The sequence below is a fragment of the Luteimonas huabeiensis HB2 genome (assembly GCF_000559025.1).
GTDB classification, from domain to species: domain Bacteria; phylum Pseudomonadota; class Gammaproteobacteria; order Xanthomonadales; family Xanthomonadaceae; genus Luteimonas; species Luteimonas huabeiensis.
The window spans coordinates 20669-36968 of record NZ_JAAN01000017.1; the positions used below are offsets into that span (position 1 = coordinate 20669).

Sequence of the window (16300 nt, forward strand, 5' to 3'; positions counted from 1 at the left end):
CGGCGTCAGACGTGGTAGACGTCGACGACCTGGCGGATGTAGTCGTTCTTCAGCACGATCTTCTTGCGCGAGATCAGCCAGTCGTCGCCGGCCCGGTCGAGGGTGACGAACGTGGTGCCGAAGAAGACGTCGGTGACCTTGTAGCGATGGCAGTGGGTGACCCAGTTGTAGCGGACGTCCACCGCGGTCTCGCGCGCCTCGATCAGCTCGACGTTGCTGACGGTGTGGCTGGTGCGCGGCTCCGGCGTACTGGCGCCGGAGCGCTCGGTCTTGATGCGGAACACCCGGTCCTCCAGGCCGTCCCGATTGGGGTAGTAGATCAGCGAGATCTGGCTGTGCGGGTCCTCGGTCAGGCGGTCGTCGTCGTCCCAGGCCGGCATCCAGTACTCGACGCCGGGCGCGTACAGGGTCAGCCACTCGTCCCATTCGCGGTCGTCGAGCAGGCGCGCCTCGCGGTACAGGAAGCGCTCGATCGAGGCCAGGTCCGCGCTCATGCCGCCTTCTCCTTGCGCACCGTCGCGGCGGCCGGGTCGCGCTCGGCGGCCAGCGCGCGCCGCAGCACCTTCGCCCAGTAGTCGTGCTGGCGCACGAACAGACCCTCGTCCTCGCTGCGCTCGCCGCTGAGCAGCGGCCGCAGGCCCATTCTTCGCGCGTTCTCGTCCGCGCCCTCGATCCACAGCGGCGCGCCGCGGCTGAGGTCGTTCCACGGCGCGGCCGTCGCGGCGTAGCCCGCCTGGCAGGCGCGGAACTCCTCCAGGTCGTCGGCCGTGCCCATGCCGCTGACGTTGAAGAAGTCCTCGTACTGGCGGATCCGGGTGGCGCGCTCGGCCGCGCTTTCGCCCTTGGGCGCGAAGCAGTAGATGGTGACCTCGGTCCGGTCCACGCTGATCGGCCGGGTCACCCGGATCTGGGTGGAGAACTGGTCCATCAGGTACACGTTCGGGTACAGGCACAGGTTGCGGGTCTGGCGCACGATGAAGTCGGCGCGCTCCTCGCCCAGCCGCGCCTTCAGCGCCTCGCGGTGCGCGTAGATCGGGCGCACTTCCGGGTTCATGGTGTTGGTCCACAGCAGGATGTGGCCGTTCTCGAAGGCGTACACGCCGCCGACGCTCTTCGACCAGCCGTTCGCGTCCACCGCCTTGGTGCCCTCGGCCTTGCGCCGGCCGACCGTCGCCGAGTAGTTCCAGTGCACGGAGCTGACGTGGTAGCCGTCGCAGCCGTTCTCCATCTGCAGCTTCCAGTTGCCGTCGTAGATGTAGGAGGAATTGCCGCGCAGCACCTCGATGCCCTCGGGCGCCTGGTCCACGATCTGATCGATGATCACGCGGGTGCTGCCGAGGAAGTCCTCCAGCGGCTGCACGTCCGGCTCGAGGCTGCCGAACAGGAAGCCGCGGTAGCTCTCGAATCGCGGCACGCGCTTGAGATCGTGCGAACCGTCGGTGCCGAACTGCGGCGGGTACTGCGTGGTCTTGCCGTCCTTGACCTTCAGCAGCTTGCCGTTGTTGGCGAAGGTCCAGCCATGGAAGGGACAGGTGAAGCTGCCCTTGTTGCCGCGCTTGCGCCGGCACAGCATGGCGCCGCGGTGGGCGCAGGCGTTGATCACGGCGTGCAGCTCGCCGTGCTTGTCTCGGGTGACCACGACCGGCTGGCGCCCGATCCAGGTGGTGAAGTAGTCGTTGGGCTCGGCGACCTGGCTTTCGTGCGCGAGGTAGACCCAGTTGCCCTCGAAGATGTGCTTCATCTCCAGTTCGAACAGGTCCGGATCGGTGAAGATGTCGCGGCGGCAGCGGAACACGCCGGCATCCTTGTCGTCGACCAGCGCGGTGGCCAGCAGCCGATCGAGTTTCTGGGTTTTGTCGAGAATGGTGGACATGACGAGTCTCCCGGATTGCGCGTGCGGCGGCGGAGGCGCCGGGCGCAAGGAACAGGCGGTGCGCGGGACGGCCTGGGCGCGCCCCGCGGTGCGGATCAAGCGCAGGCGCGGACTCGCTCGACGACCTGGTTGTCGACGCCGTCGACGAGCGGGCTGAGCCAGAAGTCGAAGGCGATCTCGGCGAACGGGCCGTCCAGGCCGTAGGCGCGCATGCCGGCCTCGTCGTCGCGTTCGACGATCTGCGGGACCAGGCCGTCCCGGGTGGCGTGGGCGAAGTCGTCGTTGACCAGCGGGTCGCCGGCGATGTTGATCTGGGTCGTCAGCTTGCGGTGGCCTTCGGCGCTGACGAAGAAATGGATGTGCGCGGGGCGCTGGCCGTGCCGGCCGAGCGCGGACAGCAGGCGCTCGGTCGGGCTGCCCGGCGGCACGCCGTAGCCCTTGGGCACGATGCTGCGGAAGCCGTACCGGCCCCGATCGTCGGCGATGATCGTGCGGCGCATGTTGAACGGCGCTTGCTCGCCGGTGGGATCGAAGTGCGAGTAGAAGCCGCGGGTATCGCAGTGCCACACCTCCACCCGCGCGCCCGCCACCGGCTCGCCGTCGCTGCCCCTGACCACGCCGTGCATGATCAAGGTATGGCCGTTGCGGTCGCGGCCGTCGTCGAGGCGGGCGAAGCCCTCCACCACCGGGGCGCCGGCCACGTACAGCGGGCCCTCGATGGTGCGCGGGGTGCGGTTCTCGATGCCCAGCGCGGCGTCGAGCGCGTCCAGCCGCAGGTCGAGGAAGTGGTCCAGGCCCAGGCCCGGCGAGATCAGCCCGGCCTGGCCGGCGGCGCCCAGCTCGTTGATCCAGGCGATGCCCGCCCAGTACTCGTCGGGGGTGACGTCGAGGTCGTCGATGGCACGGTACAGGTCGGACAGGATGCGGTGGACGATCCGCTTGGTGCGGGGATCGCCGTCGGTCTGGTCGAGTCCGCTGACCTTGCGCAGGAAGTCCTGCACCTCCGGGGTATCGAAGATCTTGACGCTCATTTCGTTTTCCTCTCTCTCTCTTGGTTGCGTGTCGGCTGCCTCGAGACTTCCCCTCCCGGAGGAAGCGCCCTGGATCGTTCGGCTAGCGGTCGTCCTCGTGGAGGGACGAGGGATGCCGGCACAGCGGCGTGACCGCGATGCGCATGTACGGGAACAGGGGCAGCGAGAGCAGCAGCGAATGCAGCTCGGCGTTGCTGTCGACGTCGAACACGCTGACGTTGGCGTACTCGCCCACCACCCGCCAGATGTGGCGCCATCGGCCGCTGCGCTGCAGCTCCTGGAAGCGGGCCTTCTCGTCGGCCTTGAGCCGGGCGGCCAGTTCGGGGTCGAGATCGTGCGGCAGGCGCACGTCCATCCTCACGTGGAACAGCATCGGTCAACCTCCGGCGGCGGTGCAGGGGACGACGGTGCGGGCGCCGCGGCCATCGCGGCGGAAATGGCGCACGCGGTCCTCGTCGAGCGCGATGCCCAGTCCCGGGCCGTCGGGCACGGCCAGGTGGAAATCGGCGTAGGCCAGGGGCTCGGCGAGGATTTCCTCGGTCAGCAGCAGCGGCCCGAACAGCTCGGTCCCCCACTGCAGCGCGGGGAAGGTGGCGAAGGCATGCGCGGACGCCGCGGTACCGACCGCGCCTTCCAGCATCGTGCCGCCGTACAGGCCGATGCCCGCGGCATCGGCGATCGCCGCCACCCGCTGCGCGGCGTACAGGCCGCCGGACTGCTCGACCTTGACCGCGAACACGTCGGCGCCCGCGGCGCTGGCCAGCTCGAACGCGGAGGCCGGCCCATGCAGCGATTCGTCGGCCATCAGCGCGATCGGGAAGCGCCGGGCCAGCCGCGCGAGCGCCGCGGCGGACGCCACCGGCTGCTCGACCAGCTCGCAGCCGGCGTCGGCCAGCGCCGGCAGCCCTTGCGCGGCCTCGAGCTCGGTCCAGGCCATGTTGACGTCCACGCGCACCGAGCCGCGATCGCCGATCGCGCGCTTGATCGCGCCGACGTGGGCGATGTCCTCGCGCAGCGGTCGCGCGCCGATCTTGAGCTTGAACACCCGGTGGCGGCGCGCGTCGAGCATGCGCTCGGCTTCTTCGATGTCGCGCGCGGTGTCGCCCGAGGCCAGGGTCCACGCCACCGGCAGGCGGTCGCGCACGCGACCGCCGAGCAATTCGCTGACCGGCAGGCCGGTGCGCTTGCCGTGCGCGTCGAGCAGGGCGGTCTCCACCGCGCTCCGGGCGAAGTGGTTGCCCTTCACCCGCTGGCCCACGCGCTGCATCAGCGCCTGCACGCGGGTGGCGTCGGCGCCCAGGATCGCCGGCGCGATGTAGAGGTCGACGGCCGACTGCATGCTCTCCGGGCTCTCGGGGCCGTAGGACAGCCCGGCGATGGTGGTGCCCTCGCCGATGCCGACGACGCCGTCGGAGCAGTACACCCGCACCAGCATCACGGTCTGGCCGTGCATGGTGGCCATGGACAGGCGGTGCGGGCGCAGCGTGGGCAGGTCGAGCAGGCAGGTCTCGACGCGTTCGACGGTCGGTGCCTGCGGGAACGGAATGAGTGTGCGTTGCATGGCGCAGTTTTCTACGTGCGCCGGGGCGTCGTGTCCAAGACGAAGTTGGTCTCGTTCGATACCTTTGCGGTATTTAGCTTCTGGAATCCATTGGCTGCGCGTGTTGGTGCGGCGCAACATATCTTGCGAATATAGTTCTCCCGGCCTAGCATCGGCCGCCGCCGCAACGGAGCCGGATGTGGATCTGCGACAGCTCAGGGCCTTCATCGCCGTCGCCAAGGCGCGCAACTTCACCCGCGCCGCGCAGGCGCTGCACATGGCGCAGCCGCCGCTGAGCCGGCAGATCCAGCAGCTGGAGGAGGAACTGGGCGTGCTGCTGCTGCAGCGCACGCGACCGCTGCGGCTGACCGATGCCGGTCGCCTGTTCTACGAGGAGGCGCTGCAGATCCTGGGGCGCGTGGAGCAGATGAAGGAGGGCACGCGGCGCGTGGGGCGCAGCGAGCGCCGCGTGGTCACGCTGGGCTTCGTCGCGTCCACGTTGTACGGCGGGCTGCCGACCGTGGTGCGGCGGCTGCGCCAGCGCCGCACCGACCTCGACGTGCGCCTGCTGGAGATCATGTCGGTGCAGCAGGTGGAGGCGCTGAAGACCGGCCGCATCGACGTCGGCTTCGGCCGCATCCGCAGCAGCGACGACGGCATCGTGCGCCAGGTGCTGCGCGAGGAGCGGCTGGTGGTCGCGATCCCGCCGTCGCATCCGCTCGCCTCCCGGCACGAGGCGTTGCCGGTATCGGGGCTGGCCGAGCAGCGCCTGATCATCTACCCGAGCACGCCCAGGCCGAGCTTCGCCGACGAGGTGCTATCGCTGCTGCGCGATCACGCGCTGCACGTCGAATCGCTGCAGGAAGTGCGCGAGCTGCACACCGCGCTCGGTCTGGTCGCGGCGGAAAGCGGCATCTGCGTGCTGCCGGCCTCGGCCCGCAGCATGCGCCGCGACCTGCACTACCGGCTGATCGACGACGAGCGGGTGACCTCGCCGATCATCCTGAGCCATCGCCGGAACGACGACTCCGGTCTGGCCGACCAGATCCGCGCGATCTGCCAGGAGATGTACGCCGAATCGCCGCCGTGGATGGAAGCACCGCCGCACACGCCGCCGGCGGTATAGGCCGGCCGGATCGGGAGCGGCCGGCAGCGGCGAAGCCGCCCCTTCTCCCGCGAGCGGGAGCGTATCGTCCTTTCTCCCGCAAGCGGGCTCATGTCGTTCCTTCTCCCCCAAGCGGGCGCATCTCGTCCCTTCTCCCGCAAGCGGGATCATTGCGGCGTGCCCCCATCCGCCTTCGGCACCTTCCCCCGCTCGCGGGGGAAGGGAAAAACAGTGTGGCCCCGCTTGCGGGGAAGGAAAAAACAGAATGCTCCCCCGCTTGCGGGAGACAGGCAAAAGACAGCGTGCCTCCAAGAGAGCGCCTTTCGCGCGCTGAATGTCGATACGGCCTAGCGTGGCGCGCGCCTGCGCGGGCGCTTCGCGGCGGCGGCGCGGGGCGCGTCGGGCACCGTGGGCGCGGTGCCGCCGCCGACCGGTTCCAGCCAGCACAGGGTGTCGAGATGGGACAGGAAGTGCTGAAGGTAGCCCGGCGAGCGTTCGCGCATCAGCAACAGCGCGCGGTGCACTAGGCGGTCGGAATTGAGCGGCCCGGCATCCTCGGGCGCGTGCGCCAGCGAGCGGCGCAACTGGCTCTGCGCGCGGATCTGCGTCCACAGCCCGCGCAGCGCGTCCAGCGCTGCGGGCTCGGCGAGGCCGCGGCCTCCGGTCGCGCGGTCCGGCTCGCGCGCGGCGGCGCGCTGCGCCAGCGCATCGGCCAGTGCGCCGAGCGGCCCGCGCGCGACCGGCGCGCACGTCGGCGCATCCGCGCGCTCCGGCGTGTTGGCGAGGTCCGCCGCGTAGTCCGCGATCAGCGCGGCCAGTCGCGCGTCGAGCAGGCGGCGCGCCTGGCCGTCGTGTTGCGCCGCGCGCCGATGCATCGCCTCGATACGGCGCAAGCGCCATGGGTCCAGGCGGTCGGCGCCGGCGGCGCGCCACGCGGCGAGCGTCGCAGCGGCGTCGTCAGCGCGCATCGGCGGGCGTGGGCGACGGCCGCGGGACCGGTGCGATCTCGACGCGGCGGTTGCGCGCGCGGCCGGCCTCGTCGTCGTTCGGGCCGACCGGCTGCTCGGCGCCGAAGGCGGCGGCGAACACCGACGAGGCCGGCAGCCCGGCCTCGATCAGCGCACGGGTCACGGTCAGCGCGCGCTGGGCGGAGAGTTCCCAGTTGTCGGCATAGCGGCGGTTGCCTTCGTGGATCGGGCGGTCGTCGGTGAAGCCGCTGACCATCAGGATCTCCTGGCGCGCGCCCAGGTATTCGGCCAGCGGGCCGGCCAGGCTCGCGATCACCTCGCGCCCCTCCGGCTGCAGCCGGTCGGAGTTGAGCGCGAACAGCACGCTGCCGCGGATGCCGATGCGGCCGTCCACCAGGGTCACCCGGCCGGCCGCGAGCGGCCCGGCCAGCGCCTGCTCCAGCGTCCGCAGCCGCTGGGTCTCGGCCTCGCGCTGGCGGACTTCCTCGTCCAGCCGGTGGGCCAGCAGCAGCTGCATGCCGATCGCGCCGACCAGGATCAGCATGAAGGCGCCCAGCAGCACCGACATCAGATCGCCGAAGCCGGCCCACACCGGGACCGCGAGGTCGGCATCGTCCGCGCCGAGTTCGACCTCCGCGCTCATGCCGCCTCGGCCCCGGCGCCGGTGCGCGCATCGGCGAGCTGCTGCAGGTCCTCCACGATCTGGCGCTGCGCCAGCATGCTCAGGTCCACCACCTCGCGCGCCTGGGCGACGTAGTAGGCCAGCTGCTCGTCGCTGCGCGCGAGCGACTTCTCCAGCGCGTCCTCGATGCGCTGCAGGCGCTCGGCCAGCAGCCCGCTGGATTCGCCGAACGCCGCCACCGCGGCGCCCAGCGCTTCGCCCAGGCTGGCGACCTCGACCGCGCCGGCGGCGATCTGCGCGGCCGCAGCGTCGATCCGGCCGGTGCCGGCGCCGACCTGCGCATCGAAGCGTCCGCCGACGCGCTCCAGCAGGTCGGCCGTGGTCGCGACCAGCGCGTCGATCGCGGCGCGCTGCTCGGTGGAGGCGTGGTTCACCGCGTCGAGCAGGGTGCCCAGGGTGGCCATGAGCTGGTTGCGTTCCTCCAGCATCGCGGTATCGCGCGCCATGCTGTCCGAAAGCCGGGCCCGCAGCTCGGCGACGACCTCGGCCGCCGCCTTCGGCGCTTCCGCCGCCGTCTGCAGCAGGCGCGAGGCCTCGGCGATGGTCTCGCGCGCCTGCGCCTGGGTCGTCTGCGCGAGTTCGGCGGCGGTGCGCTCCAGCGTGTCGCAGATCGCCTGCTGGCGCTGCGCCGCCTGCGCGCCCGCCTGCGCCCAGTCCTCGCGCAGGGCGGCGACGGTCGCGCCCAGCGCATCGGTCCAGGCCGACAGACGCTCGCGATCCTGCTCGGCCAGCGCGGCCTGCAGCCGCGCGTGCGCGGCCCCCACGCCCTCGGCCAGCGACGCGGCGTGGGTCTCGAAGGCGGCGGAAGCCGCCGCCAGCGCCTGCCCGTGGCGCTCGGCCTCGGCGGCGTGGGCGTCCTCCCGGCGCGCCAGCGCCTGGCGCCAATCCTCGGCCACGCGCCCGGCGGTCGCCTCCAGTCGCGTGGAGACGCCTTCCAGCAGCGCGCTCGAGCGCTGCTCGAAGGTCGCAGAAAAACCGTCCAGCGTTTCGCGCAGGTCGCGGGCTCTCGCTTCCTCGGCGCGCTGCTGCGCGGCCAGTGCCTGCTCCCAGCGCTGCGCCACGGTCGCGGTGGCGGTCTCGAAGCCGGTGGTCAGCGCATCGAGCTGCCGCTGCACGGACTGCGCGACGGTCTCGTGCAGCGCCGCGGCCTCGCGCGACAGCGCCGCCATCGTCGCCTCGACCGCCGGCTGCAGCGCGGCGGCGGCGGCGCGCGCGCTGCCGGCGACGCTCTCCTGCAGCGAACGTTCCACTGATGCCGCCAGGCCCGCGTAGACCGCCTCGGTGCGCTCGTGGAACGCCTGCTGCCCGGCGGCCTGGCGCTGTTCCGCCTCCGCGCTGCGGCGCTCGATCGCCGCCATCGTCGCCTGCAGTTGCTCCACCAGCGCCGGCATCGCCTCGGCCTGGCGCTGCAGCAGCCGGAACGCTTCCTCGCGCTGGTGAGCCTGCGAGTGCACGCGCAGGGCGGTCGCGATCTTCGCATCCAGGACGCGCACCGCGTGGGTGCGCTCGCGCCGGCGCAGCGCGGCCAGCAGCCCGAGCATCGCCGAGGCGGCCACGCCCGCGATCGAGGTGCCGAAGGCGAAGGCCAGCCCCGATACCGGCGCCGACAGCGCCTCGCGGATCGCCGCCAGGTCGGAGGCGCTCTGCAGCGCCGAGCCGGTGCCGCGCAGCGTCGCCATCATGCCGAGCAGGGTGCCGAGCATGCCCAGCAGCACCAGCAGGCCGACCAGGTACGGCGTCAGCGCCGGCGCCGGCAGCGCCGCGCGCTCGCCCTCGATGCGCAGCCGGACCGCGTTGCGCAGCGACGGATGCAGGCGCTCGAGCCAGTCGCCGAGCGCCGGCGGCGGCCCGGACAGGTCGGCGACGGCGCGCTCCAGCGTGGCGGTGGCCTGGCGATAGCGGTACAGCTCGAACGCACCGGCCAGGTAGCAGGCCAGGATCAGCGCGACGACGACGAGCGCGAGCGGGTTCGCGCCGGCATAGCCGGCCCCGATCCAGCCCACGGTCGCCAGGCCGGCGATGAAGACGGCGAGATCAAGCAGGTATCTGTGCATGGTGTCCAGGTTCGCGTGGGCGGAGGGCGGCGAGCAGGCCCTCCACCGGTTGCAGGCGGGCGTCGAGTTCGGCGAGCAGCAGGCCGCGCATGTCGCGGCGGAACGCCTCCAGTTGCGCGGCGGGCGTGGCGGTCGGGCCGCCGTCGCCATCGGTATCGCGATCGCCAGCGCCGGCATCGTTCTGCCGCGCCTGCGCGAAGCGCGCGTCGAGCAGGCCGGGCACGGCCGCCAGCAGCGACTGCTCGCGCCGTGCGAGCGCGCGTTCCAGCGCCGCGTCCACCGCGGCCAGGCGCGCCGATTCCCCGCCGGCCGCGGCCAGGCGCTCGCGCAGGCGGCCGCGCAGGCGGCCGATGCGCGCGTCCATGGTCCGCTGCAGGGCGAGGTAGCGCTGGCGGAAGAACGCGGAATCGAGCGCGGCGTCGGCGCCGACCTCGGTGGAGGAGAACGCCGGATCGTCGGCGATCGCCGTCTGCAGCGCGGCGCGCACGGCGGCGCACTCCGCCTCGGCATCGTCCGTCGTTGAGGTCTCGCCGGTCCCGGCGGGCGGGGCGTCGAGCGCGGCGGCCAGCGCGATCGCGTGGGTCCAGTCGAGCCACTGGCCCAGGCGCTCGGTCGGCGATTGCCGGGGCGCTGCCGGCTCGACGCCGGTCAGGCGGGCGAGCTGGCGGACGAACGTGGGGCTGCTGAGCGTCGTGCGTCTTGAGGTCTGCACCATGCGGTCGTTCGTCGTACGGACAAGGGAGGCGATTGGCCCGGCGCCGCGCGGCGGAAGCCGGGCGCCGGCCCGGTGCCGGCGTACCGATCCGCGGCGCGGCGGCCGCCGATGGCGTCCTCCCAAAACGAATCAGCGCCTCGCACGGGCCGCGCGAGACGCTGTTCCGGCTGGAAAGTTGGTGGAGCGGAGGAGGATCGAACTCCCGACCTTCGCATTGCGAACGCGACGCTCTCCCAGCTGAGCTACCGCCCCACGAGGCTGCGCATTATACAGACCGGCGCGGCGCCGCCAAGAGCCTGCGCGATCAGGCGCGTTCGGCCGCCAGCAGCGGCGCCAGCGCCGGCTCCAGCTGCGCGCGGCGCCAGCCCGACAGCGCGCCCGGCCACTCGCCGCGTTCCAGCAGCGCCTCCAGCCATCGCCGCGAGGCGAGCACGCCGTCGGGCAGGCCGAGTTCGGCCGAGCGCGCGGCGACCGCCTCCTGCAGGCGCCGCAGCGCCTTGCGGTCCACTTCTTCGGTGCGCGGCGCCGGCGCCGCGGTCTCGTCGGGCAGCGGCGTGTGCAGGGCCTGCAGGAGCTGCCCGGTCAGCTTGCGCGGGGACTTCGGGTGGCGGTCCAGCGTGCGTTGCAGTGCCTGCGCGTCGGCCGGCGCCTCGCGCGCCAATTGCACCGCCAGTTCCGGGTCGAGCACCCAGTTGCGCGGGCGATCGCGCTCGCGCGCGTAGCGCTCGCGCCAGCGCAAGAGGCGCAGCAGGCGGTGCTGGGCGGGCGGGTCGAGGTACTGCGCCGCGCGCACCGACAGGTGCGGCCAGCGCTCGCCTTCGCCTGCCCGCGCCAGCGCGACCTGGCGCGCGCAGTCCTCGGCCAGCCAGTCGCCGCGGCCCAGCGCGCGCACCCGCGCATCGAGCGCGTCGTGCAGCGCCAGCAGGTGCAGCACGTCGTCGGCGGCGTAGTCGAGCTGGGCCTCCGACAGCGGGCGACGCAGCCAGTCCGAGCGGGTCTCGCCCTTGGCCAGCGCCTGGCCGGTCGTCTCCAGCACCAGCTTCTGGTAGCCGATGCCCGCGGCCACCCCGGCCAGCGCCGCGGCCACCTGGGTGTCGTACAGCGGCGCGGGCACGGTGCCGCAGGCGTGCGCGAACGCGATCAGGTCCTCGCCGGCGCTGTGCATGATCTTCAGCACCTGCGGATCGTCCAGCAGCGGCCGCAGCGCCTCGGGCATGCCGGGCACCAGCGGGTCGATCAGCAGGATCTCGTCGTCGATGGCCAGCTGCACCAGCGCCAGCTGCGGCCAGTAGGTGCGTTCGCGGATGAATTCGGTGTCCAGGCCGACGCGGGCGGGCGGGTGGGCGAGGCGTTCGGCAAGGGTGCGGGGATCGGAGATCCAGCGGGTCTGGAGTCGTGGCATGGCGCCAGTTTAGAGCGTGCCGAGCGCCGCGGAGCGCGGTCCCTTCACGGCCGGGTGCCGGCCGGCGGCCGATTGACGCGTCCGCGGGGCGGCCCTACCGTCGCAGGCTCCGGCCCCCCGGGGGCCCCGCCGGGAGCCCGATTTGCGCCGCGATACCGCCGTCGTCCTCGCCCTGCTGCTCGCGCTGTGCGCGGCCTGTTCGCGCGAGCGGGCGCCGGACGCGGATGCGGCGGACGACCCGGGCCGGGCGCCGTCGGGCAGCGTGACCATCAGCGGCGACGACTCCGCCGCCGCGGCGCTGACCTGGCGGCGCCCGGCGGTGAAGCTCGAGGACGCGCCCGATGCGCTGGAGGCGGCGCGCGAGCGCGCGCAGTCGGCGCTGGAGGCCGACCGCCTCTACGAAGGCGAGGACGCCGCGATCCCGCTATTGCTGGCGGTGCTCGAGCGCGAGCCCGAGGACGCGGGCGCGCGCAAGGCGCTGGAGCGCGCGCGCGAACAGCTGATTGCGCACGGCGACGCGGCGCTGGCCGACAGCGGCGACGACGCCGAGGCGCTGCGCCGCGCGCGCGGCGCGGCGGCGGTGGCGCGTACGGTCTGGCCGCAGGACGAGGCGACCCAGGCCTATCTGCAGCGCGTGGACGTGGCCGACCGGCTGTGGGAACTCAACCGCGGCGCCGAGGCCGACCTGGAGGCCGGGCGCCTGGGCGAATCGGGCGAGGGCGCGCTGCCCAAGCTGCGCGAGGCGCTGGAACTGGCGCCGGAACAGCCGCGCGCGATGCAGAACCTCGCCGCGGTCGAGAGCGCGCTGATCCGCCGCGCCGAGGATGCCGCCGCCGAAGGCGAGTTCGCGGTCGCCTCGCAGTGGCTGGATCATGCGCAGGCGATCCGGCCGGAGATGGAGACGGTGCCCGACGCGCGCGAGCGCCTGGAGCGCCTGCGCGCGCTGCGCATCGCCCGCCTGCGCGACGAGGGCGTGGCCGCGCTGTCGGAATACGACGGCATCGCCAAGGCGCGCGCGATCCTGGCCGAGCTGCTGCTGATCGCCGCGCCCGGCGATCCGCTGGCCGCGGACCTGCGCGAGCGCATCGACCTGGCCGTGCATTACGGCCTGTTCCGGCCCGGACAGGTGTTCACCGACGCGCTGGCCGGCGGCGCGCGCGGACCGCGCATGATCGTGATACCGCACGGCGCCTTCACCATGGGCGCCCCGGCCGGGGAGCCCGGCTCGTCGGACAGCGAGCGCCCGCAGCGCAACATCCGCTTCGACCGCGGCTTCGCGATGGCGGTCACCGAGACCACCGTGGGCCAGTACCGGCGCTTCGTCGACGCCACCGGCTACCAGACCCGCTCGGCGCGGCGCGGCTTCTCGATGGTCTACGACGAGCGCAGCGGCAACTTCGTGCGCCGCAGCGGCGTGGACTGGCGCCACGACGAATTCGGCCGCCAGGCCCGCGACGACGCGCCGGTGCTGCACGTCAGCGCGGTGGACGCCGCCGCGTACGCCGACTGGCTTTCGGAAGAGAGCGGCCAGCGCTATCGCCTGCCCAGCGAGGCGGAATTCGAATACGCGCTGCGCGCCGGCGGCGACGGCCCCTATCCCTGGGGCGAGGGCGCGCCGCCCGAAGGCGCCGGCAACCTGACCGGCGAGCTCGACCGCTCGCCCGGCGGCCGGCGCTGGAGCAATGCCTTCCCCGGCTACGGCGACGGCTACTGGGGGCCGGCCCCGGTCGGCCGCTTCGCGGCCAACCGCTGGGGCGTGCACGACCTGGCCGGCAACCTCAGCGAATGGGTCGCCGACTGCTGGCACGACAACTACCGCCGCGCCCCCGCCGACGCCTCGCCCTGGGTCAATCCCGGCTGCCGCAACCACGTCATCCGCGGCGGCTCCTGGGCCAGCGCCCCCGACCAGGTCCGCTCCGCCTGGCGCACCCCCGCCCAGCGCGACACCACCAACGCCCGCATCGGCTTCCGGGTGGTGCGGGAGATCTAGCCGCGGGACGGCATTCGAAGCGCCGTCGTGCGGATGATTTCGGCCGGTCGCGCGCTAGGATGTGGGGCATCCGTTCATCGCCAAGGAAAGCCCATGTCCGCCCAGCGCCTCGCCACCGCCCTCCTGTCCGCCGGCCTTCTCGTCCTGGCAACCGCCTGCCGGCCGGCCTCGACCGACGAAGCGACGTCCAGCCCCCAGGCCGCCGAGCCGCTGCGTGTGGCCGAGATCATCGCCGGCCCGCCGGGCGCCGCGGCCTCGCCAAGGCCGGCCACGCCCACCGATCCGGTCGAAATCGTCCTGCGGACCGCCGGCCATGCGGCCGCCGGCTCTGCGCTCGAGGTCAAGCTCATCGCGCTGGCCGACGGCCAGACGGTGGGGGCCGAGACCGTGCGGCTGGAGGCGGGCGGTAGCGAGGAACACATCGTCCGCTTCGAGCGCGAAGCGCCTTGGACGCCGGGTCGGTATCTGGTCGAGGTGACGCTGGATGGAAATCTCGCCGGGCACCAGGAACTGGAAATCCATCCTGCGGAACTCGCCACCGGACCGGAATGAGGCGGCCTACTCGATGCTCAGCGTGCGCAGGAACGCAGCCAGCTGGCGCTGCTCCTCCACGGTGAGCTGGACCGGCCGACCGGTGAAGAGGCCGCGGTAGTACAGCTCGCGTTCGATCGCGGCCTCCAACGTGGGCACGCTGCCATCGTGCATGTAAGGCGCGGTGTTGGCCACGTTGCGCAATGTCGGTGTGCGGAATGCCCCGATGTCCTGCGCATTCCCGCTCACCACGAAGCGCCCGAGTTCGGCGACCTCCGCGTCCTGTAGTATCAGTTGCCCCATCGGTGCGCCGGCTTTTCGCGCGTCGTCGATCCGCGAAAGCAACGGCGCCAGGTTGCCCGCGATCCGCTCGAATCCGATGCCGGCATGATGGAAGCGATGGTCCGTGAACGGACCGCCGTTGTCGCCTAGCGTGTGGCAGCTCGCGCACTGCGCCTTGCCGGAGAACAGCGCCAGCCCGGCGCGCTCCTCTTGCGAAAGCAAGGCATCGAGCCGTCCGTCCCGCTGCGCGCGCTCGAAGCGGGTGCTGCCGCGGTCCAGGCGCTGCAGGTACGCAACCAGGGCCGCGCCGATATCGCCCGCCTCCGGCGCCGCGCGACCGATCGCCTTCTCGAAATCTTCCCGATAGGTGGGTAGCGCACGCACCGCATCCACGACGGCCTGCAGGTCGGCGTGCCCCAGTTCCGTGGGATTGGTGAAGGGCTGCAACACCGCCTGCGCAAGGTCGGTTTCGCGGCCCTCCCAGAACAATGCATGGTCGTGGTCCAGGTCGAGCAGGCTGGGCGCATTGCGCGTACCAGCCCGGCCGAACACGCCGACCGAGACCGCTCGCGCGTCGGTGAACGCCAGCGCCGGATCGTGGCAGGTCGCGCAGCTGGTCGTGCCGTCGGCACTCAGGCGCGGGTCGGCGAACAGCCGCGCCCCGATCGTGGCGAGTGCCTCGGGCGCCCCGGACCCGGCCGGTCCCACACGCGCACACGCGACCAGCGCCAACAGCAACGGAAACCACCAGAACCTGCGCATCCTGCCCCTTGCGTCTCCAAGCCAGTCAAGTGCCGCTTGACTGATCCTTCGGCACAGAGTAAGACTTGCCGCGGGGACGCGCCAGGGGGCGCGCAATGGATCAGGAACGCGGGCAGGATCGCCGCGTGCTCAAGGGGAGCGTCATGGAGAGAGTGGGGCGGAGTGCCACCTGGCGCGGTTTCCGGCGCACGGGTTTCGGCGCAAGCGGCTGGGCGCTGATGCATCTGTTGGCCGCACTGGCCATCGTCGCCGGCCTGGCCGTCGCCGGCTGGGCGTTCGCCACCACCTACGTCTACGATGCCAACGGCCGTCTGGTCGTGGCCACCAACGATGCCGGCCAGTCCGCCCGCTACGTCTACGACGTCATGGGCAACCTCGCCGAAGTCCAACGTCTCGGCCCCGACGACCTCGCCGTCTTCGCCTTCAGCCCCACGCGCGGTGCGCCCGGCGCGCAGGTGCGTATCCAGGGTCACGGCTTTGCTCCCGATCCCGCAGGCAACGCTCTGAGCTTCAACGGCGCACCTGCGCAGATCGAAGCTGCCGCCTTCAACGAGCTGACCGCGATCGTGCCTGCTGGCGCGACCACTGGCCCGCTCACCGTGGAAGTGGGGGGGCAGATCGCCAGCAGCGCCACCCCGTTCGTCGTCGACGAGTCGTTGCGCCCGCCCGTCATCCACTCGGTCTCGCCGCTGATCGGCGCGGTCGGCACGCCGATCACCGTCGATGGCGCGTCGCTGCAGCCGGTCGTGGGCCAGACCACGATCCGGCTCAACCTGCGCCCGGCTCTCCCCACGACGGTGACCGACACCCAGGTCGTCTTTCCGATCCCTGCCGTGACCGGCAGCGGCAAGGTGACCGTCGGCACGTCCTACGGTACCGCCACCAGCCAGCAGGATGTCGTGGTCGTCCCGGGGAGCGTCGATCCGGCGCTGGTGGCACAGGCGAAGCGCCTCGAAGTCGATGCCCCGGCCGAGCAGCTCGCGATCGCCAGCACCGGCGAATACGTCGCTGTCCTCTTCGACGCCGTGGCGGGCGACTACCTGGCTGGCCAGTTCGCGCAACTGGCTGGAAACGTTGCGTACACGCTGTACGATCCGGTGAATCGCCAACTAGGCACCGGCACGGCGACAGCAACCAACCCCACCGCACTGCTGCCCGTTCTGCCAGCCACCGGGACCTATCTGCTACTGCTCAAGCCCGCCGCCGGGCCGGCCACGTGGGCGCTTCGGATCGAACGTGCCGCGGCTGTCGCAAGCGATGGCGACGTGATCGAAGCCGCTACCGCAACACCGGGGCAGCGGGTGCGGAAAACGTTCAACGCGTCGGCCGGCCAGCATCTGGGTCTGGGCATCAGCGACCTGGTGG

15 protein-coding genes and 1 tRNA gene are annotated in these 16300 nt (G+C 72.4%); 4 read left to right on the forward strand and 12 right to left on the reverse strand.

The genetic code is table 11. From position 1 onward, the window contains the following. Positions 1–5: 5 nt before the first annotated feature. From benB to Z164_RS0106890, 5 genes are all read right to left on the reverse strand, one after another. Positions 6–494: a benzoate 1,2-dioxygenase small subunit gene (gene benB, locus Z164_RS0106870; RefSeq protein WP_024889971.1), complete on the reverse strand. Its 489-nt coding sequence runs from the start codon at positions 492–494 to the stop codon at positions 6–8. Then, the gene (locus tag Z164_RS0106875; protein ID WP_024889972.1) at positions 491–1873 is read right to left on the reverse strand and encodes a Rieske 2Fe-2S domain-containing protein; all 1383 of its coding nucleotides are present in this window, start codon (positions 1871–1873) and stop codon (positions 491–493) included. The genes benB and Z164_RS0106875 overlap by 4 nt, the downstream gene beginning before the upstream one ends. 95 nt (positions 1874–1968) lie before the next feature. Continuing rightward, entirely contained in the window at positions 1969–2904 is a 936-nt protein-coding gene (catA, locus tag Z164_RS0106880; RefSeq protein ID WP_024889973.1) for a catechol 1,2-dioxygenase, read from the reverse strand. Between the two features lie 82 nt (positions 2905–2986). Beyond that, positions 2987–3277, reverse strand: a complete 291-nt coding sequence (gene catC / locus Z164_RS0106885) for a muconolactone Delta-isomerase (protein ID WP_024889974.1) — start codon at positions 3275–3277, stop codon at positions 2987–2989. A gap of 3 nt (positions 3278–3280) precedes the next feature. Beyond that, positions 3281–4465: a muconate/chloromuconate family cycloisomerase gene (locus Z164_RS0106890; protein WP_024889975.1), complete on the reverse strand. Its 1185-nt coding sequence runs from the start codon at positions 4463–4465 to the stop codon at positions 3281–3283. Between the two features lie 178 nt (positions 4466–4643). On the opposite strand from Z164_RS0106890, the gene Z164_RS0106895 reads away from it, so the two are divergent. Next, the gene (locus Z164_RS0106895) at positions 4644–5570 is read left to right on the forward strand and encodes a LysR family transcriptional regulator (protein WP_024889976.1); all 927 of its coding nucleotides are present in this window, start codon (positions 4644–4646) and stop codon (positions 5568–5570) included. Positions 5571–5896: 326 nt separating this feature from the next. Here the strand turns inward: Z164_RS0106895 and Z164_RS0106900 are convergent, their stop codons facing one another. The 6 genes from Z164_RS0106900 to rnd form a co-directional block, all read right to left on the reverse strand. Next, entirely contained in the window at positions 5897–6517 is a 621-nt protein-coding gene (locus Z164_RS0106900) for a DUF2894 domain-containing protein (RefSeq protein ID WP_024889977.1), read from the reverse strand. Beyond that, positions 6507–7160, reverse strand: coding sequence for an OmpA family protein (locus tag Z164_RS0106905; protein WP_024889978.1), 654 nt, complete (start codon positions 7158–7160; stop codon positions 6507–6509). The genes Z164_RS0106900 and Z164_RS0106905 overlap by 11 nt, the downstream gene beginning before the upstream one ends. Further along, positions 7157–9253: a DUF802 domain-containing protein gene (locus tag Z164_RS0106910; protein ID WP_024889979.1), complete on the reverse strand. Its 2097-nt coding sequence runs from the start codon at positions 9251–9253 to the stop codon at positions 7157–7159. The genes Z164_RS0106905 and Z164_RS0106910 overlap by 4 nt, the downstream gene beginning before the upstream one ends. After that, positions 9234–9968, reverse strand: coding sequence for a DUF3348 family protein (locus Z164_RS0106915; protein ID WP_024889980.1), 735 nt, complete (start codon positions 9966–9968; stop codon positions 9234–9236). The genes Z164_RS0106910 and Z164_RS0106915 overlap by 20 nt, the downstream gene beginning before the upstream one ends. Before the next feature lie 176 nt (positions 9969–10144). Continuing rightward, positions 10145–10220 (reverse strand) — tRNA-Ala (locus Z164_RS0106920). A gap of 52 nt (positions 10221–10272) precedes the next feature. After that, entirely contained in the window at positions 10273–11370 is a 1098-nt protein-coding gene (gene rnd / locus Z164_RS0106925; protein ID WP_024889981.1) for a ribonuclease D, read from the reverse strand. A gap of 142 nt (positions 11371–11512) precedes the next feature. On the opposite strand from rnd, the gene Z164_RS0106930 reads away from it, so the two are divergent. After that, positions 11513–13360 carry an SUMF1/EgtB/PvdO family nonheme iron enzyme gene (locus Z164_RS0106930; RefSeq protein WP_024889982.1) on the forward strand — a complete coding sequence of 616 codons (1848 nt, stop codon included), beginning with the start codon at positions 11513–11515 and terminating at the stop codon, positions 13358–13360. Positions 13361–13453: 93 nt separating this feature from the next. Continuing rightward, positions 13454–13912, forward strand: a complete 459-nt coding sequence (locus tag Z164_RS0106935; RefSeq protein WP_024889983.1) for a hypothetical protein — start codon at positions 13454–13456, stop codon at positions 13910–13912. 6 nt (positions 13913–13918) lie between these two features. On the opposite strand, the gene Z164_RS0106940 is transcribed toward Z164_RS0106935, so the two are convergent. Then, positions 13919–14935 carry a cytochrome-c peroxidase gene (locus tag Z164_RS0106940; protein WP_081770108.1) on the reverse strand — a complete coding sequence of 339 codons (1017 nt, stop codon included), beginning with the start codon at positions 14933–14935 and terminating at the stop codon, positions 13919–13921. A 95-nt stretch (positions 14936–15030) separates the two neighbouring features. On the opposite strand from Z164_RS0106940, the gene Z164_RS0106945 reads away from it, so the two are divergent. After that, the coding region (locus tag Z164_RS0106945) for an IPT/TIG domain-containing protein (RefSeq protein WP_201769576.1) at positions 15031–16300 on the forward strand (1270 nt) is incomplete at its 3' end.

What these genes read in the sequence shown, in the direction of transcription:
- benB (WP_024889971.1), bottom strand. Translation starts at nt 494, where the DNA reads ATGAGCGCGGACCTGGCCTCGATCGAGCGCTTCCTGTACCGCGAGGCG.
- Z164_RS0106875 (WP_024889972.1), bottom strand. Translation starts at nt 1,873, where the DNA reads ATGTCCACCATTCTCGACAAAACCCAGAAACTCGATCGGCTGCTGGCC.
- catA (WP_024889973.1), bottom strand. Translation starts at nt 2,904, where the DNA reads ATGAGCGTCAAGATCTTCGATACCCCGGAGGTGCAGGACTTCCTGCGC.
- catC (WP_024889974.1), bottom strand. Translation starts at nt 3,277, where the DNA reads ATGCTGTTCCACGTGAGGATGGACGTGCGCCTGCCGCACGATCTCGAC.
- Z164_RS0106890 (WP_024889975.1), bottom strand. Translation starts at nt 4,465, where the DNA reads ATGCAACGCACACTCATTCCGTTCCCGCAGGCACCGACCGTCGAACGC.
- Z164_RS0106900 (WP_024889977.1), bottom strand. Translation starts at nt 6,517, where the DNA reads ATGCGCGCTGACGACGCCGCTGCGACGCTCGCCGCGTGGCGCGCCGCC.
- Z164_RS0106905 (WP_024889978.1), bottom strand. Translation starts at nt 7,160, where the DNA reads ATGAGCGCGGAGGTCGAACTCGGCGCGGACGATGCCGACCTCGCGGTC.
- Z164_RS0106910 (WP_024889979.1), bottom strand. Translation starts at nt 9,253, where the DNA reads ATGCACAGATACCTGCTTGATCTCGCCGTCTTCATCGCCGGCCTGGCG.
- Z164_RS0106915 (WP_024889980.1), bottom strand. Translation starts at nt 9,968, where the DNA reads ATGGTGCAGACCTCAAGACGCACGACGCTCAGCAGCCCCACGTTCGTC.
- rnd (WP_024889981.1), bottom strand. Translation starts at nt 11,370, where the DNA reads ATGCCACGACTCCAGACCCGCTGGATCTCCGATCCCCGCACCCTTGCC.
- Z164_RS0106935 (WP_024889983.1), top strand. Translation starts at nt 13,454, where the DNA reads ATGTCCGCCCAGCGCCTCGCCACCGCCCTCCTGTCCGCCGGCCTTCTC.
- Z164_RS0106940 (WP_081770108.1), bottom strand. Translation starts at nt 14,935, where the DNA reads ATGCGCAGGTTCTGGTGGTTTCCGTTGCTGTTGGCGCTGGTCGCGTGT.